This is a genomic window from Streptosporangium sp. NPDC023825, assembly GCF_040639575.1.
GTDB lineage: Bacteria > Actinomycetota > Actinomycetes > Streptosporangiales > Streptosporangiaceae > Streptosporangium.
Genome location: NZ_JBFAAE010000014.1, coordinates 36,784 through 59,661 on the forward strand (window position 1 = coordinate 36,784; position 22,878 = coordinate 59,661).

Consider the following 22,878-nt stretch of genomic DNA (forward strand, 5'->3'; position numbering starts at 1 on the left):
GCCGAGGCTCACGCGTACTGGGGAAACCGAAGTCGCCGTGCCCGCGCTCCTGGTCGCCGAGAAGATCGCTCTTTCAGAGGCGCGGCGAACCGGACCCCGATGGTGAGACCGATCTGCTTCACCATGACCGCGACGGCAGGTTTTCTGGTCTGCGCACTCTCGCGCGTTGCTCCGGTGTGATGGTCTGGGGCGGTTTTCCCTACCTCTGATGCCTTAAATCCTGTGGTTGGTCGCATCTGACGTCAGCGCGAGCACGCCGGTTCCCCGTACCTTTGTCTCGCGTGTCAAGGTGAACGAGCTGACGCCGTACGCGGCGGCGATCTCCGGAGCCAGGTGGAAAGCGGACCACCTCCACTCCTCGACCTGTTCACCGCTTGCGGTGCGCAGGTCTCCCACAGCCGGAAGCCCCAGTTCCAGGCGCCGCTCCTTCTCTTGTGGCAGTGGATCGCCGAGGGTGAGCCGCTCGTCATCGGCCTCGCCGGTCGCCGCGTACCGGCGCACGACGTTGCCGCGCTCGGCCACCAGCCATGCCGAGCCGTCCCCCCGTTCACCGTAGTAATAAGCCTGAGCCCGTCCGTAGCGAGCACTGAGCGCCTTGTACAACCTGAGCACATCCTCGTGACGCTCGCTGCCACAAGGATCGCACCAGGCCCCGATGACCAGGGTCCAGCCGTCCACTTCAGGAGTGACAAAGACCCGCGACAAATGATGGCGATCATCTGCGTCGCCGTGTGCATCGGCGTCGATCACTTCCTGGGCCTCGGCGAACGTGATCGGTCTGGGCGAGGACAGGCCCAAGACTTCCATGACGCCCGCCTGATCACCGGTCGGGACCGCGATCCAGTGGTTCCAGCACGTCGACACCGGCTCAGGCCAGTCCTTCACCTCTGCTCGCACAGGCCCACTGTGCCAGGTCCCCGAGGCAGCCGGTGCGTAGAGCGCCGTGGGCCCGGCAGGTCTGGCACGTTACGTTCTCTCAGCCCTTCAGGGCCACTACGGGAAGATTTCTGGCGAGCGCGAGGTATTCGCACTGTGTCCAAGCGTCATTGATCCACTCATAAGCACCTTGTAATATCTTCGCCAGGTATTTTCGTCATCATCATCTTTAACTCTCTTATCACGTTAGGGACAAGATGATCAGAAGGCGAAACATCGCATTGGTACCCGCAACCGTCGGTCTCGTGCTCACCGCTTTGGCCGGCGTGCCGGTAAGTGCTGAGGCGCAGGCGAACCAGGCCGTCACGACCTACACCTACGTGCCGCTCGGCTGGCTGGGCGTACCGGCCGGAGGTCCGCACAGCGAGGCCACCGATGTCAACATGAGCAGGCAGGTCGTCGGCTATTCGTCCAACGACAGGAATCCAGCCGCTCACGCCTTCTTCTTCCAGGACGGACGCCTGGAGCCGGTGGACTCGATCTATCTGCCGGGCGAGAACACCGCGACCTCCATCAACGACTCCGGCCACATCGCCGGATACACCCATGTGAGCTTCACCGACCCTCCCCATGCCTTCATCCGCCGCGACGGTAAGACGATCGATCTCGGCACCGGATGGGGCAGCGGAAGCGGCAGCGCCGCCCACGCCATCAACAACAAGGGTGTCGCCGTGGGGCAGCGGCACAAGTCGGCGGGCAACCCGACGCGCCCAGTCATGTGGAAGGACGGCAGGATTCACGACCTCGGAACGCTCGGCGGTGTGGCCGGTCAGGCGGGAATGAACCTGGGTCGTGCCTATGACATCAACGACAAGAACCAGGTCGTCGGAGAGTCCCTTCCGAGTACCGGCTACACCCTGCACGGGTTCCTGTGGGAAAACAATCGCATGACCGATCTGGGCACATTATCGGCAGGCAGCACAAAAGACACCGTGGCGCAAGCCATCAATGAGAAGACCCAGATCACCGGCTGGTCTCCCAACGCCGCGAACAATGCCACCGCCTTCCTCTGGGAGGCGGGATCGATGCGGGCCCTGGGCACCCTTCCGGGAGGAACGAGAAGCTACGGCTACGACATCAACGAGCCGGGGCAGGTGGTGGGCATCTCGTACGTCAGCGACAACCCCTACGGCCAACGTGCCTTCCTCTGGCAGAACGGTCAGATGACGGATCTCAACACCGTTGTCACCAACCTTCCGCCGGATGTATCCCTCTCGGAGGCCTATGCCATCAACGATGACGGTGTCATCGTCGGGCAGACGTGTTACTACTGCGAGCCGGGCAAGACTGCTGATCAGCACGCATACATGCTCGTCCCCAATTCCTGAACCGCTCCGGAGCAGACCAACCTGCCCCTTGGGTCTTGCGCGCACGGAGGGAGACGAAGCCTCCGTGCCTGCGCTCCTGGTCATCGAGAAGATCGCCCCTCCGGAGGCGCGGCGAACCGGACCCCGGTAGGTGATACCGATCTGCTTCACCGCGACCACCACGGCAGGCTTTCCGGTCCGCACGCCCTGGCGCGTCGCTCCGGCGTAGCGATCTGGCGGTGACCGGAACGTTCACCAGAGGTGGCCCACGCCATCCGCCACGGCACTGGGACCTGTTTCCCGGCGTTCGTTCCCATGGCCCTAGCATCGGGTCCCGTGATCGTATGGCTCAACGGCACCCACGGCGCGGGCAAGACGACGACCAGTGCGCTCGTGCAGCAACTGATCCCGGATTCACGGGTGTTCGACGCCGAGAAGGTCGGAGAGACACTCATGGACATCACGCCGGGGCTGCCCGCGACGGACAACTTCCAGCACTGGCCGCCGTGGCGGCCACTCGTCGTCGAGACCGCCCGCCGCGTACTCGACTACACCGGCGGCATTCTGGTGATGCCCATGACCGTCCTGGTCGAGCAGTACTGGCGCGAGATCAGCACCGGCCTTGCCCACCATGCCATTCCGGTACGGCACTTCGTCCTCCACGCTGACCAGGACACCCTCCGCGGGCGCATCGAGGGGGACACCCTTCTTGGCCCGTCCCCCTTCCGTCTCAAATACCTTGAGCCCTACGCCGAGGCGGCCCGCACGTGGCTGCACGGCGAGGCCGAGGTCGTCGACACCACGCATCTCACGCCCGCCCAGGTCGCCTTGCGGATCGCGGAGGCCGTCAGAAGTTGAGGTCCGCCCTGCGTGAAAACTGTGCACCCCGGTGAACGTTTCCGGTCACAGCACTGGGGATTTCTGCGTGGATCTCAATATCAGACTGGTACCGGTGGGCGCCGCCCCTGCTTGACGTGCGGGAACAGTGGCGTCAGGGCGGTGGTGGCCCGATCGCCGGGTCGGCACGGTGGCGTTCGATCTCATAGGCGCCATCGGCCGCCCGCGGCGGGCACCTTTGCCCTTGTTGCCGCCGTTGTGGGCCGGGACGTATTCCTTGACATGCGCATGGTGCCCGCTTGGCCGGCGGCTGACTGCTCGGCGGATAGCGTAAAGGGTCAACAGTTGAATTCGATGAGGCTTAATTCGCAAAATAGGCGCCAAGGCATTTCATCTTGATCCATCCAGGGGCGTTGGGCGGCCCCAACGCCGGTGAGGCACAACCCATGTCTACTTTCTGGGACCTCAAGCACCGATTGTGCGAGGCGATCAACGCTCACGACCTGCGGAGAGTGCTCGACTGTTACGCTCCGGACGCCGTCTATGTCGCACCATCGGGCGTGGCGGAAGGTCATGAGCAGATCGCGTGGCTCTACGAGCAGCTGTTCGCCGGCTTCCCGGACCTGCACCTGACGCCATGGTTCGAGATCGATGACCACGACAACCCGGCTGTCACGGAATGGACGGTTACCGGGACGCATTCCGGGCCTTATCTCCTGCCGGACGGGCGGGAGATAGAAGGAACCGGTCGTCGCATCACTGTTCGTTCTACGTGCTCTACTTTCGCCGAGAATGACAGGATAAAAACGCACCGGGAATACTACGACCAGTTGGAGCTGTACAGCCAGCTCGGCTACGGCTTGACGGAGCTCAAGCCCGCCTCCGTGTAGGTCGCACATCGTAGGCCGGACATCATCGGCGGGCTGTTCCCGCCCGTGCCGCCGGGCCTGTTCCGCCGGAGTCCGAAAAAGATCCTCGGCTATCGCCGTCCGACGCCGTTGAGCAGCGTGTCGACGACGAGATCAGCGGCCTGAGGGGGTTCGAGCAGGGGGAAGCGGTGAGCGGCGGTGTCGACCAGGTGATCCAGCATGGCGCGGGCCCAGTCGGCGGGCACGTCGGCGCGTAGCAGGCCTTCGTCGGCCGCCCGCCGGACGAACCTGTCGAGGCGCGCGCTCTGTTCCTCCCTGCGGGCATTCGCGTCCGGATTCGCGCGCATCATCCGGCGCACGTCCACCGGCCACTCCCGGCTGACCGGGACTATGCCCTCCACGTACCGGTGCAGTGCCACCGCCACCTGGGCCTCGACGAGCCGGGCCTGGTCCAGCACCCGCTCGGAGGAGTCGAGTTTCGCCTGGAAGATGGCCGCGAGCAGGGCCTCCTTGGTGGGAAAGCGCCGGTAGACGGTCCGCCGGTCGACTCCGGCCTCGGCGGCGATCGTGCCGATGCTGGTCGACGGGTCCTCGGCCAGCAGGCGGGCACCCGTATGCAGGACCGCGGCGAGGTTGCGGGCGGCATCAGCTCTCATGATCCCGCCAGTGTACTGAGGTGTGACATCTGTCCGCTTGACATACACATATATGAGGCATTAAATCATATTAGTGTCACACTGATGTGGCATATAGCTGACATGTCGCCTGAAGGAGACACAGTGATCAGGACCTGGCTCATCACTGGGAGTTCACGCGGTTTCGGACGCGAGCTCGCGGTGGCCGCACTCGAGCGCGGAAACCGGGTGGTCGCCACCGCCCGCCGGCCGGAACAGCTCGACGACCTCGTGCGGAAGTACGGCGATCACGTGCGTACGTTCGCCCTCGACGTCACCGACGCCGAGGCCGCACGCGCCGCCGTGCGGCTGGCCGTCGACGAGTTCGGCGGGCTCGACGTGGTGGTGAACAACGCCGGCTACGCCAACTCCTCCCCGATCGAGGAGACCCCGGACGAGGACTTCCGCGCGCAGTTCGAGGCCAACTTCTTCGGCGTCGTCAATGTCACGAAGGCCGCCCTGCCGGTACTGCGCGGCCGGCGTTCCGGGCACATCCTGCAGTTCTCCTCCATCGGCGGGCGCGTGGGCGGGTCTCCTGGCCTGGCCGCCTACCAGTCCGCGAAGTTCGCGGTCGAGGGCTTCTCCGAGGTGCTCAACAACGAGGTGAAGCCGCTGGGCGTCAAGGTCACTATCATCGAGCCCGGCGGGTTCCGCACCGACTGGGCCGGATCGTCCATGCGCATCCCGGCTGTGGGGCCGGACTACGAGGAGACCGTCGGCGCGATGAACCGGCGGCGCGAGGGCTTCGACAGGACGGCACCGGGCGACCCCGCGCGAGCGGCGCGCATCATTCTCGACACCGTGGACCTCGACGAGCCGCCACTGCGTCTGCTGCTCGGCTCGGACGCGGTGGACATGGCCGAGAAGTCGTCCCGCGACCGTGCCGCCGAGGCCGCGCGGTGGGCGGAGGTGAGCCGTTCCGCGGACTTCCCGCCCGGTGAGTGAGCTCTCCCCGCCACCCGGCCCGGGCAGTGCGGCACGTGCACCCGCTCCAGCCGTCGCCCCTCACCTTTCGGCACTTCACGAGGGTGATCGCTCCGTACGAGAACGACGCCCGGCGGGTTTTCCGGCCGCTTCCCGAACAGCCGAAACGCCCCGGATCTCTGCGCTACGCAGCGCTTTCGATGTCCGGTTACGGCAACGACGGCTCTCGACATCACACGGGCGCCGTCAGACCATGCCACTGTGATGATCCCCGGTTTCACGCTCGAGCTCGTGCCGCACTGTGCGAGTGTGCCCCGGGAGGGGTGGGCAGGTGATCACGACGACCGGCCGTTGTCCAGGGCCGGTGCGGCGCAGGCCGAGGCCCTGGTGCCGGCCGTGGGGCCCGGAGTCGACGCGATCTTCAGCAGCCCCGCACTGCGTTGCAGGCAGACGGTGGAACCACTCGCTCGTGCGGCCGGACGAACGGTCGAGTGTTTCGAACGGCTCGCGGAAGTGGAAAAGTCCGCGGGGCCTTCGGAATGGACGAACGACGGCTTGACTTTGCCGTCGCGTCAACATCTACCGTCATGGACGAGCCGGAAGATCCGGCTCGGTGACGGTGGGAACGGGTGGCAGGCCATGGCGTGGTCGATCGCACAGGTGGCGCGGATGTCGGGAGTGACGTCGAGGACCCTGCGCCACTACGACGAGATCGGGCTGCTGGCACCCGCCTGGGTCGGCGGGAACGGCTATCGCCACTACGAGGAGGACCAGCTGCTGCGACTGCAGCAGATCCTGGTGCTGCGGGAGCTCGACCTCGGTCTCGCCGAGATCAAGGAGATCGTCGACCGGCACACCGACCCGGTGGCGGCACTGCGCGAGCACCATCGGCGGCTGCTGGGCGAGCGCGACCGGCTGGACGCGGTGGCCCGCGTGGTGGCTCGCACCATCACCGAACTCCAGGAGAGCGAAGGGAAGGGTGAGATGTCCAAAATCAGTAGGCCGGAGAATCTGTTCGAGGGGTTCGACGGGGCGCGGTACGGCGAGCAGGCCCGCGAGCGGTGGCCGGGGCACTGGGAGCGGTCCGGGCAGCAGGAGCTCCTGGACACCGCGACTCCGCAGGAGCTCGACCGCATGGGGCGGGAGGCCACGGCGGGAATGATCCGGATGGCCGAGCTCATGGCCGCCGGCACCCCCGCCGACGATCCCGCGGTTCTCGCCGAGCTCGACGTCCACTACGGGCACATGACCCGGTTCTGGACGCCGACCGCGGCGGAGTACGCGCATCTGGGCCGGATGCAGGCCGACGACGAGGCGTTCAGGGCGAACTACGAACGGATCGCCGAGGGCCTGGCCGCGTACATGCGCGACGCCATGGCCGCGTACGCGCCGCCCGGCTGAGCTGATCCTCGCCGGATGAGCCGGAGGAGCTGCAGATCCTTCGGCCGTCGCCCGAGCCCGGCCGACGCGGGGACCACCGACTCGATAAGGCCCGACAGCCGACGGCGACGTGGCGGGCCGGTGCTTCGCGGGGGAAACGCGGCCGCCGGAGCCTCTGGATCGCCCCGGAAGATGACCGCGCATCGCGCACCGCGTGCGAGGAGCACCTTGAAAACCCCATAATCTATGGCTTATGGCTGAACGGGGTGAAGGACAGTCGGGGGTCGCTTCCAAGATCGGGCGGCTCGCCGCCATCGGGGCGGCCGCGGGCCTGCTGGTCGCGGGAATCGCGCTGCCGGCCGTGGGAGGCGCGGGTCTCGGCTTCGTGTCGGCGACCAACGAGCTGAATCTCAAACCCGAGGACCTCGTCGAACCTCCGCCCGCGGAGGTCTCGATCGTGCAGGACGCCGGGGGCAAGGAGATCGCGCGGTTCTACGAGGAGTACCGCGAGGTCGTCAACCTCGACCAGATCGCCGAGGTCATGAAGACGGCGATCATCTCGATCGAGGACTACCGGTTCTACCAGCACGGCGCGATCGACCTCGAGGGCACGATCCGCGCGTTCGCCAAGAACCTGCACGCGGGCGGGGTCAGCCAGGGCGGATCGAGCATCACCCAGCAGTACGTCAAGCAGGTCCTGCTCAACTCCGCCGACACCGACGAGGAGAAGAACAAGGCGCTGGAGGCCAGCTACGCGCGCAAGCTCAACGAGCTGCGTCACGCGATGGCGGTTGAGGAGAAGTACACCAAGGACGAGATCCTGGGCAAGTACCTGAACATCGCCTACTTCGGCGCGAGCGCCTACGGTGTGGAGGCGGCGGCCAAGCGGTTCTTCGGTGTCGAGGCCAGCGAGCTCACCCTGCCGCAGGCGGCGACGCTGGCGGGCGCCGTGCAGGACCCCAACGCCACCGACCCCAACCTGGGCAAGAAGCAGCGCGACCGGTTGCTGCACCGGCGCAACGTCGTGCTGGACCGGATGGCCGAACTGGGCAAGATCACCCCGGCCGAGGCGGCTCAGGCGAAGGCCACCAAGCTCGGCTACAAGGGGACGAAGTTTCCCGGCGGCTGCGAGTCCAGTGACTACCCGTACTTCTGCATCTACGTCCGCAACGAGATCCTGCGCAACCCCGACTTCGGCAAGACGGCCAAGGCCCGCGAGGACTTCCTCAACCGCGGCGGCCTGACGATCAGGACCACGATCAACCCCACCATGCAGGCGGCGGCGGACAAGGCGATCAGGAAGTGGGTCCACCCCTCCGACAAGCCGGTGGCGGCCGAGGCCCTGGTCCAGCCGGGCACCGGAGCGATCAAGGCCATGGCGGCCAGCCGCCCGTACGGCCGGAGCAAGGCCAAGAACGAGATCTCCTACAACCTCGTCGCGGACGCCGCGCACGGCGGCGGCGTCGGCCTGCAGGCCGGTTCGACCTTCAAGACGTTCACGCTGCTCACCGCGCTGAAGCAGGGGATGAAGGTGAACGACGGGCTGGCGGCCGGGGCCGGTTTCCGCGCCTCGGGTTACTCGGCGTTCCAGAACTGCAAGGGCGAGAACATCGGCGACCCGAGCCACACCGTCACCAACGACGAGGGAAACCCCGGCTGGAAGACCCTGCAGACCGGCACCTGGGGTTCGGTGAACACGTTCTTCATGGCGCTGGAGCAGCGCGTCGGCCTCTGCGAGACGATCAAGACCGCCAAGTCGCTGGGCATCCACCGTTCCGACGGGCTCAAGCTCCTGGAGTTCTCGACGTTCACGCTCGGGACCAACGAGATGGACCCGGTGACGGTGGCCAACGCGTACGCCGCGATCGGCGCGCGCGGCAAGTACTGCGCGCCGATGGCGATCACCCGGATCACCGACAGGAACGGCAAGGTCACCGACTACAAGCCCAAGTGCCGCCAGGCGATCGACCCCGAGGTCGCCGACGCGGCGGCCGACGTGCTGTCCGGCGTGTTCACCAAGGGCACGATGCGGGCCGTCGGCGGCATCGGCCGCGACGCGGCGGGCAAGACCGGCACCACCGACAGCTCCGCCACCGCGTGGTTCGCCGGGTTCACCCCGGACCTGGCCGGCGCGGTCAGCATCGGCGACCCGCGCGGCTCGCAGGACTACAAGCTGAACGGCGTCACCATCGGCGGCCGCTACTACGGCTCGGTCTTCGGCGCCAGCATCCCGGGCCCGATCTGGAAGGACACGATGCTGGCGGCGCTGAAGAACGTCGAGCCGACGTCGTTCACTCCGATCAACACGGAGCGGTTCGGCGGTTGCGGCCAGAGCTGCCAGCCCGCGCCGCCCCCCTCGGACGACGAGGACGAGGACTCTTTCGAGATCAACAGCCCCGACGACTCCGGCGGTTTCGACAGGCCCGGCTGGGACAACGGCCCCGGCGATCGCGGCGGGAACGGCGGCAACGGTCGCGGCGGCCAGGACAACCCCTTCGGCGAGGGCGACGGCTGACGGGGAGTCGGGGGAGGCCGTACCGCTGTTTGATCATTTTGGCCTCCTCGCTCACCTGGCGGGGGTGACGGCCAGGGTTCTGCGCACCGATGGGCCCTGACCTCCACCTCGGCCACCGTCGGCCGCTTCCGAGCGGACACGACGGCCCCGCCCCTTCCCCGGTCCGGGGTCGCCGTGCCTTCTGAGAAGCGTTATCCGAACGACGGTTCTCAGCCGGCTCCGAGCAGTGGCGTTTCCCGTCAGAGGGTTCACGCGACCTCGCGGAGAAGTCCTGGGCCCTCACCCGCGCCTCCCGGACTCGCCGAAACCTCAGCTCACGGCCTTCTTGACGAGCTCCGTGAGCGCCGCCTCACCGGCTTCGCCCAACGTCGTCAGGGCGTAAGCCGTCGGCCACATGCCATCGTCGTCATCGAGGTTCGCCTCCACGGTGAACCCCAGCGAGGAGTAACGCTCCTTGTCCGCCCGCCCGCTGCGGAAGAAGCACACCACCTTCCCGGCCCTGGCGTAGGCGGGCTGGCCGTACCACAGTTTCGGCGCCAGCTCCGGAGCGGCGGCCGTGACGACGGCGTGCACACGCTCGGCCAGCGCACGGTCCGGCGGCGCCATCTCGGCGATCTTCGCCAGCACGTCCCGCTCGTCGGCCGCCGCCTTGCCCGTGCCCCGGCCGCGGCGAGCGGCGCCCCTCAGCTCTGCCGCGCGCTCCTTGATGGCGGCACGCTCCACGTCGGAGAATCCATCCCCGGAGGACGCGCTCTGCTTGTCGTCGTCGGCTTTCGGTGCGGCGCTCATCGAGGTGACGCTCCTTTTGGTGGTTGCCGTTTTTGGTGGTTGCCGTGACGATCGTGCTGACCGCAGGGGGCGGGCCGATGGAGTGGCCGCGACATCCGCCCCCAGGCGCCTGCGCCGCGGCGACTGTGATCCGGCCGCCGGCGGCGACCGTCAGGAGGACCGCGGGGTCCGGCTCAGCGCAGTTCCTGGATGCGGATCATGTTGCCCGCGGGGTCGCGGAAGGCGCAGTCGCGAACCCCGTACGGCTGCTCGACCGGCTCCTGGACCACCTCCGCGCCGCCGGCCTCCACCCGCTCGAAGGTGCCGTCGAGGTCGTCGGTGGCCAGGAGGATGCCGGCGTAGGTGCCCTTGGCCATCATCTCGGCGATGGTACGGCGCTCGTCGTCCGTGACGCCGGGGTCGGCGACCGGCGGCTGCAGGACGACGGAGACGCCCGGCTGGCCGGCGGGGCCGACCGTGATCCAGCGCATCCCGCCGTACCCGACGTCGTTGCGCACCTCGAAGCCGAGAACGTCGCGGTAGAAGGCCAGGGACGCGTCCGGGTCGTCGTGCGGCAGGAAGCTCGCGTGAACGGTGATATTCATGCAGGTAACGCTAGGCGCGGTGTGGGGGTGCGCGCTTCTCGATTCCTGACCGGTCCGCCGCCTGCCTCGCCACGCACCCCGGCGGCCCGGTACGACGCGGGGGTCACGTCCTGCCGGGGGTGATCCCGTACCGCCGGAGCCGGTCGGCCTCGCCGGTGCGGCCCAGCCGTCTCAGCAGGGCGATCGCCTGCCGCAGGGCGCCGGGGAGCCCCAGTTCGGCGGCGCGCAGGTAGGCGAGGACCGCCCTGTCCGGATGGCCGGTCTCGCGCAGCAGGACGGCGGTCCAGGTCAGGGCGCCGGTGTCGCCCGCCTCGGTACGGGCGCTCAGCCAGGTGAGGGCCTCCTCGGCCCGGCCTGTCTCGTACATCAGGTCGACCGCGTGGTCCAGGGCGTCGGTGTCGCCGGTCTCGGCGCGGGCCCGCAGCCAGGTGACCGCCTCCTCAGAACGGTCCAGCTGGTACAGCAGGGTGGCGAACCGCCCGAGGGCGGCGACGTCGCCGCCCTCGGCGCGGGCCCGCAGCCAGGCGATCGCCTCCTCGGCCCGTCCCGCCTCCTGGAGCAGCTCGACCGCCTTCCACAGGGCGTCGGTGTCGCCGGTCTCGGCGCGGGCCCGGAGCCAGGCGATCGCCTCCTCGGTCCGGTCCGTCCGCTGGAGCAGCTCGACCATCCGCCAGCCGGCACCGGCGTCCCCGGCGTCGGCGGCGCGCCGGTACGCGGCGAGGGCCTCCTCGGTCCGTCCCGTCTCCTGGAGCAGCTCGACCATCCGCCAGCCCTCGCCGGTGTGCCCGGCCTCGACGGCGCGCCGGTACGCGGCCAAGGCCTCCTCCAGGTGACCCTCCCGGTGCAGCAGTGCCGCCATCGACCAGTGCGAACCGGCGTTTCCCGCCTCGGCGGCGCGCCGGTGGGCGGCGATCGCCTCCGTGGTCCGCCCCGCCCTCTCCAGGAGGTGCGGCAGCAGATCGAGGGCGGGACGGTCACCGGTCTCCGCGAGGGCGTACAGCCAGGTGATCGCCTCCCCGGCCCGGTTCGACTCCCGGAGCAGCTCGACCGCCTCCTCGAGTGCCAGGCGGTCGCCGGTCTCGGCGCGGGCGCTCAGCCGGGTGATCGCCTCCTCGATCTGTCCTGTCCGCCGGAGGAGGCCGATCGATCGCCAGTAGGCGTAGGTGTCGCCGGTCTCGGCGCGGGCGCTCAGCCAGGTGATCGCCTCCTCGGTCCGTCCCGTGTACCGGAGCAGCTCGACCGTCTTCGAGATCGCGCGATGGTCACCCTTCTCCGCGCGGGGTTCCAGCCAGGTGATCGCCTCATCGGCCCGTCCCGACTCCCGCAGCAGCTCGACCGCCTCCCACAGGGCGTCGGTGTCACCCGTCTCGGCGCGGATCCGCAGCCAGGTGATCGCCTCCTCGGTCCGTCCCATCTCCCGCAGCAGGGCGACGGCCTGCTTGAGGACGTGGCCGTCGCCGGTTCTCGCGGCGCGACGGCAGGCGGCGACCGCCTCCTCCCTGCGGCCGGTCCTGTACAGCAGGGACGCCAGCCACTCCGGGGCGTCGACGTTCCCGGTCCTCGCGGCGCGCAGGTAGGCGGTGAGGGCCTCCTCGCGGTGTCCCGCCCTGTCGAGGAGCGCCGCGGTCCAGACGGGAAGGCCCGCGTCGCCGAACCAGTCGTGGGCCCACAGCCAGGTGAGCGCCTCCTTGACCCTTCCCTCGTCCACGAGCAGGGTGATCGCCTCCCTCGGGGCGTCGGCGTCTCCCGCCTCCGCGGCGCGCCGGTAGGCGGCGATCGCCCTCTCGCGGTGCCCGGCCCTGTGGAGGACGGCGGCGCGCCGGCCGATGGCCTGGGCGTTGTCCGGCCCGCCGTGGATCCGCAGCCAGGTGAGCGCCTCCTCGGTACGTCCCGTCTTTTCGAGCAGGGCGATCGCCTGCCGCGGGGCGTCGGGGTCGCCGGCCGCGGCGGCGGCCCCGTACAGCAGGAGGGCGTGGTGGTAGAGACCGCGGGCCCGAGCCTGGGCGGCGAGGCACGGCAGGTCCCCGGGGTCGGCGTGGGAGGCGAGCGCGTCCCACAGGGCAGCGGGAGCGGGACGCGTACGGCGCTCGGCGCGACCGAGCTGTTCCAGGTGGTCCGCCAGCCGGTAGCGGGGGTACGCGGACGGCTCGTCGTGGCGGGGGCCGACGCGTGTGAGGGGGCCGTGGGCACCGCAGGCGTAGGCCAGGGCCCGCTCGAACCAGTCCCGGGGCAGGGAGCCGTACTCGTGGTCGGTCAGGTAGGCGAACGCGGCGGTCTTCAGGAGGGCGTGCGGGAGGGCGGGGCCGTGCCCCGTGCGCCTGGCGTCCATCGCGGCCTCGATCACGGCCTTGGCCGGGGCGGGCGCGTTGCGGTAGCGCTCCACCATGCCGGGCACGCCGGTCAGGTACTGGGTGATCCGGCCGTCGCGGGCCCCGGCGTACGCGCGCTCCAGCCGCGGATCGCCGCTCGCCGCGCCGCGTACCGCCTCCAGGGAGGAGCCGGTGAACCGGCCGGGGACGTGGATGGCCGCGCCGGTCACCAGCGCCCGCGCCTGGGTACGGGGGTCGGTGCCGCCGCTCGCGGCGGGAGCCGCGGTGAGGGCGGCCCAGTATTCGGGCCAGAGGGTGCCCAGGACCAGCACCGGGCCGCGCTCCGGGTCGCTCACCAGGGCCCGCAGCCCGGCGGCGACGCGCTCACCCATGCCGCCGGCCGGGGTGAGCAGGTAGGACTGCGACTCGTCGAGCCACACGACGGTCCGCGGCGCGATGGAGCCCAGGGCGAGGGCGGTCGTCCCGGGACGGCCGGGGTCGGCCGGACACCACAGCCGCCATCCGCCGGGCAGCAGCCGCACGGCCTCCCAGCAGGCCCGGGTCTTGCCGGTCGACGAGTCGCCGACCAGTATCGCGACCGCGCTGCGTCCGGCCGTCGCCCGCCGTACGACGGCGGCCAGGCGGTCGTCATGGGGGCGCGGCACGTAGGCGGGCAGGCCGGTCATTCCGGCGGCCTCCGCGCCCGCGTCGATCGCCCGGTGCACCCCCAGCGAGAACGGGTCGGCCAGCGAGCGGATCGGCAGTCCGGCCGGCGAGCCCAGGCGGGCCCTCCTCCACAGCTCGCGACCCCGGTCGGCGGTGCCGGCGGGATCCCGCCGGGCCAGGCGGGCCAGGACGGTGATGACCGCCGTCAGGTCGGCCTGGCTGGGGGGTGTCTCCGCCGAGGCCAGTATCCGGTGGACGGTGTCGCGCCCGGGGGCACCGGGTCCGGGGAGGTCACCGGCGATTCCCCCGGCGATGTCGTCGAGAGTGGGGGCCCCGGCCTCCAGGTACAACTCGTGCAGCAGGTCCCTGAGGTCACGTAGCGGTCCCGGAGGAGGCTGCGAGCTGATGAACAGGAGCGGTCGCCGCCGTACGTCGCCGCTGTTCTCATCGCCGTTGTTCATTTCTTGCTGCCACTCATCGCAACATCATCGCTCGCTATGCGGTCTGCGAAAGGTGGAAATCACCAATAATAAGGTGACAAAGATGCTTCTGTCGTAAGCATAGGCTGCTTTCCCGATGGCGAGATGCTCGTGGGGACATGCCCCTGTCGGAACTGTTGATGCGGAAAGCCTTCTTTCCGCTGCATGAACCGATAATGGGTATTTAGGCGTTTTCAATGCATGTTCAGGGGATATTTCCGGGCTTGGTGAGCGAGTCCGAAGGCTCCGCAGCCCTCGCGACCCCGTAGGTTCACACCCCTGCCGAACGGGCCGGTGCCCGTGGCGGGAGACCCCTGCCCGGCCCGTGCCACCCCCGTGCTGCCTCCTGCCGTCTTGCGCCGTGCCCTGCCGTGCCGCGCCGCATCGCCGCGACAGCCGTGACCGGCGCGTAATGCGGTGGCGTCGGCCCACGAGCCGCTGTTTGGATGCGGGACATGACTGCCACCGAAGGCTCCCGGGCCCTGCTGGACCTGATCGAGCACTACTACGACGCGGTTCCGCGACGCGAGGCCAGGGTCGAGGACCACGGGCCGCTCACCCTGTTCGTACGGGAGGGCGTGGGGTGGCCCTTCTACGCGCGCCCGGCTTCCGGGTGGTCCGGCCCGGTGCGGGCCGACGACGTGACCCGGGTCCGCGACCGGCAGCGCGAGCTCGGGATCCCGGAGAGTTTCGAGTGGGTGGCCGAGACCACGCCCACCCTTCGCGCCGCGGTCGAGGAGGCGGGGCTCACGGTTCACGAACATCCGCTGATGGTGCTCGGAACGGACGTCGCGCCGGTCGCGCCGGAGGGAGCGCCCGAGCACCCGGCGGTGCGGGTCCTGGGGACGGACGACCCGGCGCTGCCCTCCGCGCTGGTGGTTCCCCACCTCGCCTTCGCCGAGCCCGGCACGCGTGTCGGCGCGGCGGACACCGCGGACCTGGCGGAGGCGGTCCTCGCCCGCACCGCTGACGGCTCCCTGGAAAGCGGCGCCGCACGGGTCCGGGCGGGGCTGACGGTGATAGCCGCGGCCGTCGAGGGCGGTACGGCGCTGTGCGCGGGCCAGCACAACCAGGTCGGGGAGGTGAGCGAGATCGTCGGGGTCGGCACGCTGCCCGCCGCTCGCCGTCGCGGCCTCGCGCTCGCGGTCACCGCGGCGCTGATCGCCGACGCCCGCTCCCGGGGGGTCAAGACCGTCTTCCTGTCGGCGGGAGACGAGGACGTCGCCCGGATCTACGCCAGGCTCGGTTTCCGCCGCGCCGGCACGGCGCTGATCGCCGAGCCCGCCGGCTAGCGTCCCCGCCTGTTGGCGCTCCGGTTCGTCGGCGGCCGGCCGCCGGGCGGAGGCCGGTCAGGCGAGCTTGTCCAACCGGGCGATGTCGTCCTCGGTGAGCCGCAGGCCGGCCGCGGCGACGTTCTCCTCCAGATGGGCGGCGGAGGAGGTCCCGGGGATGGCGAGGGTGACCGGGGAGCGGGACAGCAGCCAGGCGAGCACCACCTGGGCACGGCTCGCGCCGTGACGTCCGGCGACGTCGTCCAGCGTCCGCTCCTGCTCCGAGGTGGGGGCCATGCCGGGCGGAGCCTGTGACGTGTCCAGGCCGGGCCTGAGCATTCCCGCCGAGAGGGGGAAGTACGGGACGAAGGCGATCCCGTACTCCTCGCAGGCCGCGAGGACGTCGGAGCTGCCACGGTCGAGGAGGTTGAAGCGGTTCTGTACCGCGACCACCGCGGCCAGCTCACGGGCCCGGGCCAGTTGGGCGGTGGTGACCCCGCTGAGCCCGAGGTGCCGGATGAGGCCACGCCCTTGCAGCTCGACGAGGGCGGCGAACGACTCCACGAAGGGAGTGTCGTCGGGGAAGAGCAGGCCGTCGCCGCCGACCCGCAGATAGACCAGGTCGAGGCGGGCCCTGCCGAGCCGGAAGAGGTTCTCCTCGACCTGGTCGCGAAGCTGGGCCGGTGCGGCGGCGGGATTCCAGCCGCGCCATTCGTCGCGGACCACCCCGACCTTGGTGGCGATCACCAGATTGTCGGGATAGGGGTGGAGCGCCTCGCGGATGAGTTCGTTGGCCACGTGCGGGCCGTAGAAGTCGCTGGTGTCGATGTGGGTGACACCGAGCTCGATCGCCCGGCGCAGGACGGCGCGGGCCGCCGCCGGGTCTTCGGGTGGCCCCCAGGCCCCGGGACCCGGCAGCTGCATGGCTCCGTAGCCGAGACGGCCGACGGCCGGTCCGTCGCCGAGTGGGAGGAGGCCACCGGAGGCCGTGTGATCGTCGATCATGTGTGATCTTCCTTTACGGGGTCCGGTGCACGGGCGGTGAGCCGGGTACGGATGGAGGCGACGGTGATGCCGGGAGGATGCCGTTCGAGCTTGCCGCGGTTGGCCAGGTCGTGAACGCCCTGGCGGGTGATGCCGAGCATGCCCGCGGCCACGGCCACGGGGACGGCGACGGCGGTGGGATGCCCCGCCCGCCGGAGCACGGCCTGGCCGAAGGGAGTGCCCCACCACCCGGCCGGTGGGTCGAACGGGGCGTCCCCGGGGTACAGGGCGCTCACCAGGCGAATCGCGGTGTACATCGCCGCCTGGTCGTCCTGGCCGAGCAGTGTCTCGGCCCAGGTGCGGGCCTCCGCCGCCAGCCGGTCCCGCATCAGGTCCGCCGTGCCGAAGAGGATGTCGAGCGGATCGAGCAGCCGGCCGCCGACGACCCTCTCCAGATCGTCAGCGAGCGCGTCACGCGCCTCCGTCCAGGTGTTCATGTTTCCTCCTCTACTTGACATCGAACGTCAAGCATTGGTGATCAGCATCAACTACTTGACGTCATGCGTCAAGTATTTTCGTCGAGTGACGCATCGATCGAGTGACGCATCGATCGAGTGACGCATCGATCGGGTGGCGGGATCGATCGGGTGGCGGGGGTCAGGAGCCGCCCGGCACGCCGTTCTCGACGACGCGCCGGCCGCTCGAACCGGGAGTCCTCAAGGCCGGTGCCGGGGACTCCCGGCTCGAACGGCCTCGATCACGCGGAGCCGGCGACGGAGACGAACCCGGAGCCGGGCCGGTAGTCGGGAGACTGGTGCCGGAAGTAGGTGTTGTAGACCTGGCAGTAGTGGCCGCCGCGAGCCAGCAGCGTGGTGTGGTCACCCTCCTCGACGATCCGGCCGTGATCGAGCACGATGATGCGGTCGACGTGCTCGATCGTGGACAGCCGGTGCGCGATGACGATGGAGGTGCGGTCGGCCAGCACCCGGTCCAGGCCCTCCTGGATCTGGGCCTCGGTCAGCGGGTCGACGCTGGCGGTGGCCTCGTCGAGCACCACGATCGCCGGATCCTGGATGAGCAGGCGGGCCAGCGCGACGAGCTGGCGCTGGCCCATGGACAGCGCGCGGCCGTGCTCGCCGACGTCGGTCCGCAGGCCGTCGGGCAGGGCGTCGATCCAGTCGCCCCCGCCGACCGCCGCGGCCGCGGCGAGCACCTCCTCGTCGCCCGCCTCGGGCCTCGGGTAGCGGATGTTGTCGGCGACGGTGCCGCTGAACAGAAACGGAACCTGCGGCACCGCGCCGATCTGCCGCCGGTATCCGGCCAGGTCCAGCGTGCGGACGTCGCGATCGTCGATCAGCAACCGGCCGTCCTGGAACTCGTAGAACCGGGTGATCAGCTTGCTGAGCGTCGACTTGCCCGCACCGGTGTGGCCGACCAGCGCGACGCTCTCGCCCGCCTCGATGGTGAGGTCGAAGTTTCGCAGCACGGGGCTTTCGGCTTCGTAGCCGAACGTGACGCCGCGGAACTCGATGCGGCCCGCCAGCCTGCCGACCGGCTGGGGATCGGTCTGCACGACCCGGGGCGGCGCGTCGATCAGGGCGAAGACCCGCTCCGACGCGGACAGGCCCTGCTGGAACTGGGACCAGAACGCGGCGATGGAGGTGAGCGGGAACCAGAAGAGCGCGACGCCCTGCAGGAAGAGGAACCAGTCGCCGCCGGACAACCCGCCGCCGAGCACGGTGGTGCCGCCCAGCTGGACGAGCATGACCGTGGCCAGCCCGGCGACGAGGAAGAGCACGGGGAAGATGCCGGAGAAGACGAACCCCTGCCTGAGCGTCACCTGGTAGCTCTGCCGGTTGATGGGGCGGAACTCGTCGTAGACCCGCTGCTCCTGGCGGAAGTTCTTGGCGACGGTGATCCCGCCCATGGTCTCCTGCAGGGTGGCGTTCACCCGGCTCAGCGAGCGTTGAGCCCTGCGGGTGCTGCTGCGGGCGACCCGCCGGAACAGCAGGGCGATGCCCATCACGACCGGCGCCACGAGCAGGGTCAGCAGGGCGAGCTCGACGCTGCGTAGGAAGAGCAGGATCGTGACGAAACCAACCATCAGCACCTGGCTGATCAGGTCCATCGTCAGGGTGGAGACGGTGGCGAAGTCGTCGGTGTCGGAGGTGACCCGGCTGACGATCTTGCCTGACGGCGTCTCGTCGTAGAACGACAGGTCGCGCTCCAGCACGGCGTCGAACGCGTCCTGGCGGAGATGCAGGACGACGTCGCCGGTGACCTTCGCGCTCTGCCACTGGCGGACGAAGTTGAACAGCCAGCCGAGCACCCCGGCGAGCAGCAGGCCGGCGGTGAGCTGCCGGCCCACGTCGGCGATCGTGCCGTCCTCGATCCCATCCACACCCCAGCTGACCAGCAACGGCATGGCCGCCTGGCTCAGTGAGAACAGCACGATCATGACCGCGACCAGGATCATCGATCCCAGCTTCGGCCGGAAGTAGGACAGGATCCGGCGAAGGAGGTCCCGATCGCTGTAGGTGCGGTCGTAGTCCTCGGCGTCGAGGCCGTCCATGATGAAGCCCATCAGCCCTGCGCTCCCTGCTCGCCCGCGAGGATCACGGCCGGGTCGGTGGTGTCGCCGGACACGGTGCCGTCGGTTCCGCCGGCCACGTCGACCTCGTCGTAATGGGCGAAGATCCGCCGGTAGAGGCGGCTTCGGGTGAGCAGCTCGTCGTGCGTGCCGTAGTCGACCAGCTCGCCCCGGCGGAGCAGCAGGACCTTGTCCGCCCAGCGGATCTGGGAGAGCCGGTGGGTGATCAGGAAGGTGGTGCGCCCGTCGAGAACGCGGCCGATGGCCTGCTGGATCCTGTCTTCGGTGGCGGAGTCGATCGCACTCGTCGAGTCGTCGAGCACGAGGATCGCCGGATCCGTCAGCAGGGCCCGCGCGATGGCCAGGCGCTGGCGCTGGCCGCCGGAGAGGGTGACGCCGCGCTCACCGATGACCGTGTCGTAGCCGTCGTCGAGCTCGCCGATGAACTCGGCCGCCTGGGCCTCCTCGGCGGCTCGGACGACGGCTTCCCGCTCCGCCCGCTGGCCCAGCCCGAAGGCGATGTTCTCGGCCACCGACCGGGAGAACAGCACGATGTCCTGCTCGATGGTGGAGATCTGGGAGCGCAGCGAGTCGAGGTCCCACTCGCGGACGTCCACGCCGTCGACGAGGATCCGGCCCGCGGTGACGTCGTAGATCCGGGGGACCAGCTTCGCCAGGGTGCTCTTGCCCGAGCCGGTCTCGCCGACGATCGCCACGGTCTCGCCCGGCCGTACGGTGAACGTCACCCCGCGCAGCACCGGGTCGTCCTCCCCGTAGCCGAACGTCACGTTCTCGAAGACGATCTCCCCGCTGATCGGCGCGGTGTGGCCGTCGGCGCGCTGTCCGAGCTCGGTCTCGGTGTTCATGATGCTCAGGATCCGGCGGGAGGACACGATGCCGATCTGGACCAGCGAGAAGGTGAAGATCGAGATGTTGGTCGGGAAGCCCAGCATGGCCACCAGGCCCATGAAGGCGACCAGCTCGCCGATCGTGATGGCACCCGCGGAGTGCAGGTAGAGGCCGTGCCAGAGCGAGCCGGCCATCGCGAAGGCGAAGAGCAGGGTCGGCAGGTAGCGGGCCTGGACCAGGCCGTTGCGGGCGAAGGAGTCGCGGTAGTGCCGCGCCAGGGTCCTGAACCGCCGCCGCTCCTGCTCCTCCTGCGCGGTCACCTTGATGACCTCGATGCCGCGGACGGCCTCGTTCAGCCCGGCGTTGAGATCGCCGAACTGCTCCCGCATGCGGGTCGCCACCGGGTTGAGCCGTGCCATGTAGTGCCGGAGCGCGACGACGAAGGCGACCGCGAAGACGCCGGGCACCAGCAGCAGCCGCGGATCGATCGTGACGATGAAGACCAGGGGCACGAGGCCGGTCAGGCCGGAGTCGACGATCAGGTCGACGCCCGGACTGATCATGGTGGAGAGCTGCCGGATGTCGTTGGCCGCCCGTGCCATCAGGTCGCCGACCCGCTGCCTGTTGTGGAAGGTCTGGCTCTTGCCGAGCAGGCTGACGTAGAGCTCGTCCCTGGCGTCCCGCTCCAGCCGCTTGGCCAGCACCTCGCTGGCCAGCCGCGCGACGACGTCGAAGGCGCCGCGGGCCAGCACGATCGCGAGCAGCACCAGCGAGATCGCGCCCAGTGCCCGCGCTCCGCCGCCGTTTTCGCCCAGCACGGCGTCGAAGGCCGCGCCGGTGAGCCCGGGGACCATGGCGTTGAGCACGACCATGATCAGCGATGCGCCGAGGAACCCGGTCAGCTGGAGCGGATGGCGGCGAAGATGGGACCAGAGCCAGCGCACCGGACCCCGCCTGTCGTGCGGGCGGCCGGATACGGAGAACTCCGAACTGCTGGTCACCACGAGCTCGCCCCCGAGCGGATCGATGATGGGATCGAACTTGTTTTCTACCACCGGGCACCGACCGTTTCCCATCGGATTTTCCGGTCCCGCCCCGGTCCCGCCCCGGTCCCGCCCCGGTCTCGCCCCGGCCCTGAGGCTCCCGCCCCGGCCCTGAGGCCCCACCCCACCCGGCTCGGCGCGAACGGACGATGCCGTGACGGCGGAAATCGAAATGTCCGAGGGGCCGGTTGACGGGTACCCTGCGCGAGGACCTTTGGAGAGGAATCGTCGTGGGGCACGTTGAGGTTGGCCATCTGACATACGTCCTGCCGGATGGGCGGCCGTTGCTGGACGACGTGTCCTTCCGGGTCGGCGAGGGGGTGAAGGCGGCACTCGTCGGGCCCAACGGGGCGGGTAAGACGACCCTCATGCGGCTGATCGCGGGAGACCTGCAGCCGGTCGACGGGAGCGTCGCCAGCTCCGGCGGCCTGGGCATCATGCGGCAGTTCATCGGCAGCATCCGCGACGGCAGGTCCGTGCACGACCTGCTGGTCAGCGTCGCCCCGGGCCGTGTGCGGGAGGCGGCCGCGCGGCTCGACGCCGCCGAGCTGGTGATGATGGAGCGCGAGGACGAGAAGGCGCAGATGCGCTACGCGCAGGCCATCACCGACTACACCGACGCGGGCGGCTACGACATCGAGGTGCTCTGGGACACCTGCACCATGGCCGCCCTCGGCATGCCGTACGACGACTGCAAGTACCGCGAGGTCAACACGCTGTCGGGCGGTGAGCAGAAGCGGCTGGTGCTGGAGGCGCTGCTGCGGGGGCCCGACCAGACGCTGCTGCTCGACGAGCCGGACAACTACCTGGACGTGCCGGGCAAGCTCTGGCTGGAGCGGGCGCTGCGCGAGACGGCCAAGACGGTGCTGCTGGTCAGCCACGACAGGGAGCTCCTGGCCAACGCGGCCGACCGGATCATCACCGTCGAGTCGGGCAACATCTGGGTCCACGGCGGGGGCTTCCGCTCGTACGCGCAGGCGCGCAGGGAGCGCAACGAGCGCCTCGACGAGCTGAAGAAGCGCTGGGACGAGGAGCACGCCAAGATCAAGCGCCTGGTCCTCATGCTGAAGCAGAAGGCCAAGTACATGGACACCATGGCCGCCGCCTACCACTCGGCCCAGACCCGGCTGCGCAGGTTCGAGGAGGCCGGGCCGCCCGAGGCGGCACCCAAGGAGCAGTTCATCAGCATGCGGCTCAAGGGCGGCCGGACCGCCAAGCGGGCGGTGATCTGCGAGAAGCTGGAGCTCACCGGCCTGATGAAGCCGTTCGACCTGGAGATCTGGTACGGCGAGCGGGTGGCGGTGCTGGGTTCCAACGGCTCGGGCAAGTCACACTTCCTGCGCCTGATCGCCGGAGAGGAGGTCAGGCACACCGGCGTGGCCAGGCTCGGCGCCCGGGTCGTCCCCGGCCACTTCGCCCAGACGCACGCCCGCCCCGAGCTCATCGGCCGGACGCCCTGCGAGATCGTGATGACCGAGCACGCCCGGCTCAAGAACGAGGCGATGAAGGTGCTGTCCCGCTACGAGCTGGCCGGGACCATCGCCGAGCAGCGCTTCGAGACGCTGTCCGGCGGCCAGCAGGCCCGGTTGCAGATCCTGCTGCTCGAACTGTCGGGCACCACCCTGCTGCTGCTGGACGAGCCGACCGACAACCTCGACCTGGCCAGTGCCGAGGCTCTCCAGGAAGGGCTGGACGCCTTCGACGGGACCGTGGTCGCCGTCACCCACGACCGCTGGTTCGCCGATGACTTCGACCGGTATCTGGTCTTCGGCGCGGATGGGAAGGTCTACGAATCATCCGAACCGGTATGGGACGAGGCCAGGGTTGTCCGGCAGAGGTAAAGACTCGGGCCGTTCCCGGCGTGTCCAGGTG

General features: G+C 69.5%; 17 protein-coding genes and 1 pseudogene. 9 read left to right on the forward strand and 9 right to left on the reverse strand.

The genetic code is table 11. The annotated features are described in order from the left end of the window. Positions 1-213: 213 nt before the first annotated feature. On the reverse strand, positions 214-897 hold the full coding sequence (locus AB0G15_RS15225; RefSeq protein ID WP_362839391.1) for a hypothetical protein: 684 nt from the start codon (positions 895-897) through the stop codon (positions 214-216). Between the two features lie 284 nt (positions 898-1,181). Here AB0G15_RS15225 and AB0G15_RS15230 point away from each other — a divergent pair, with 284 nt between their 5' ends. The 3 genes from AB0G15_RS15230 (at position 1,182) to AB0G15_RS15240 (ending at position 3,970) form a co-directional block, all read left to right on the forward strand. Next, the gene (locus AB0G15_RS15230; RefSeq protein ID WP_362839394.1) at positions 1,182-2,264 is read left to right on the forward strand and encodes a DUF3466 family protein; all 1,083 of its coding nucleotides are present in this window, start codon (positions 1,182-1,184) and stop codon (positions 2,262-2,264) included. Positions 2,265-2,579: 315 nt separating this feature from the next. After that, positions 2,580-3,101, forward strand: coding sequence for an ATP-binding protein (locus AB0G15_RS15235; protein WP_362839397.1), 522 nt, complete (start codon positions 2,580-2,582; stop codon positions 3,099-3,101). A 425-nt stretch (positions 3,102-3,526) separates the two neighbouring features. Beyond that, positions 3,527-3,970, forward strand: coding sequence for an ester cyclase (locus tag AB0G15_RS15240; protein ID WP_362839400.1), 444 nt, complete (start codon positions 3,527-3,529; stop codon positions 3,968-3,970). Positions 3,971-4,059: 89 nt separating this feature from the next. Here AB0G15_RS15240 and AB0G15_RS15245 read toward each other — a convergent pair whose 3' ends face one another. Continuing rightward, positions 4,060-4,605, reverse strand: coding sequence for a helix-turn-helix domain-containing protein (locus AB0G15_RS15245; protein WP_362839403.1), 546 nt, complete (start codon positions 4,603-4,605; stop codon positions 4,060-4,062). A gap of 123 nt (positions 4,606-4,728) precedes the next feature. Here AB0G15_RS15245 and AB0G15_RS15250 point away from each other — a divergent pair, with 123 nt between their 5' ends. From AB0G15_RS15250 to AB0G15_RS15265, 4 genes and pseudogenes are all read left to right on the forward strand, one after another. Beyond that, a complete protein-coding gene (locus AB0G15_RS15250; RefSeq protein WP_362839406.1) occupies positions 4,729-5,568 on the forward strand; it encodes an oxidoreductase in 840 nt (279 codons plus the stop codon). 243 nt (positions 5,569-5,811) lie between these two features. Then, positions 5,812-6,054, forward strand: a pseudogene (locus AB0G15_RS15255) (histidine phosphatase family protein); the annotation flags it as partial. Between the two features lie 132 nt (positions 6,055-6,186). Next, the gene (locus tag AB0G15_RS15260; protein WP_362839670.1) at positions 6,187-6,948 is read left to right on the forward strand and encodes a MerR family transcriptional regulator; all 762 of its coding nucleotides are present in this window, start codon (positions 6,187-6,189) and stop codon (positions 6,946-6,948) included. Between the two features lie 232 nt (positions 6,949-7,180). Next, on the forward strand, positions 7,181-9,442 hold the full coding sequence (locus tag AB0G15_RS15265) for a transglycosylase domain-containing protein (RefSeq protein WP_362839409.1): 2,262 nt from the start codon (positions 7,181-7,183) through the stop codon (positions 9,440-9,442). A 309-nt stretch (positions 9,443-9,751) separates the two neighbouring features. Here AB0G15_RS15265 and AB0G15_RS15270 read toward each other — a convergent pair whose 3' ends face one another. The 3 genes from AB0G15_RS15270 to AB0G15_RS15280 all read right to left on the reverse strand — a co-directional run bounded on the left by AB0G15_RS15270 (position 9,752) and on the right by AB0G15_RS15280 (position 14,251). Further along, the gene (locus tag AB0G15_RS15270) at positions 9,752-10,231 is read right to left on the reverse strand and encodes a DUF1801 domain-containing protein (RefSeq protein WP_362839412.1); all 480 of its coding nucleotides are present in this window, start codon (positions 10,229-10,231) and stop codon (positions 9,752-9,754) included. A 173-nt stretch (positions 10,232-10,404) separates the two neighbouring features. Then, positions 10,405-10,815, reverse strand: a complete 411-nt coding sequence (locus tag AB0G15_RS15275; RefSeq protein WP_362839415.1) for a VOC family protein — start codon at positions 10,813-10,815, stop codon at positions 10,405-10,407. Between the two features lie 103 nt (positions 10,816-10,918). After that, positions 10,919-14,251 (reverse strand): hypothetical protein, encoded by a 3,333-nt coding sequence (locus tag AB0G15_RS15280; RefSeq protein WP_362839418.1) that lies wholly within the window; start codon positions 14,249-14,251, stop codon positions 10,919-10,921. Positions 14,252-14,724: 473 nt separating this feature from the next. Between AB0G15_RS15280 and AB0G15_RS15285 the strand changes: the two genes are divergently transcribed. Then, complete coding sequence (locus tag AB0G15_RS15285; protein WP_362839421.1) at positions 14,725-15,561, forward strand: GNAT family N-acetyltransferase; 837 nt, start codon at positions 14,725-14,727, stop codon at positions 15,559-15,561. 57 nt (positions 15,562-15,618) lie between these two features. On the opposite strand, the gene AB0G15_RS15290 is transcribed toward AB0G15_RS15285, so the two are convergent. The 4 genes from AB0G15_RS15290 to AB0G15_RS15305 form a co-directional block, all read right to left on the reverse strand. Further along, the gene (locus AB0G15_RS15290; RefSeq protein WP_362839424.1) at positions 15,619-16,545 is read right to left on the reverse strand and encodes an oxidoreductase; all 927 of its coding nucleotides are present in this window, start codon (positions 16,543-16,545) and stop codon (positions 15,619-15,621) included. Further along, entirely contained in the window at positions 16,542-17,021 is a 480-nt protein-coding gene (locus tag AB0G15_RS15295; RefSeq protein ID WP_362839427.1) for a hypothetical protein, read from the reverse strand. The genes AB0G15_RS15290 and AB0G15_RS15295 overlap by 4 nt, the downstream gene beginning before the upstream one ends. Positions 17,022-17,281: 260 nt before the next feature. After that, positions 17,282-19,108, reverse strand: coding sequence for an ABC transporter ATP-binding protein (locus tag AB0G15_RS15300; RefSeq protein WP_362839430.1), 1,827 nt, complete (start codon positions 19,106-19,108; stop codon positions 17,282-17,284). Then, on the reverse strand, positions 19,108-21,018 hold the full coding sequence (locus tag AB0G15_RS15305) for an ABC transporter ATP-binding protein (RefSeq protein WP_362839433.1): 1,911 nt from the start codon (positions 21,016-21,018) through the stop codon (positions 19,108-19,110). The genes AB0G15_RS15300 and AB0G15_RS15305 overlap by 1 nt, the downstream gene beginning before the upstream one ends. 218 nt (positions 21,019-21,236) lie before the next feature. Between AB0G15_RS15305 and AB0G15_RS15310 the strand changes: the two genes are divergently transcribed. After that, positions 21,237-22,847: an ATP-binding cassette domain-containing protein gene (locus AB0G15_RS15310; RefSeq protein WP_362839435.1), complete on the forward strand. Its 1,611-nt coding sequence runs from the start codon at positions 21,237-21,239 to the stop codon at positions 22,845-22,847. Positions 22,848-22,878: the final 31 nt, after the last annotated feature.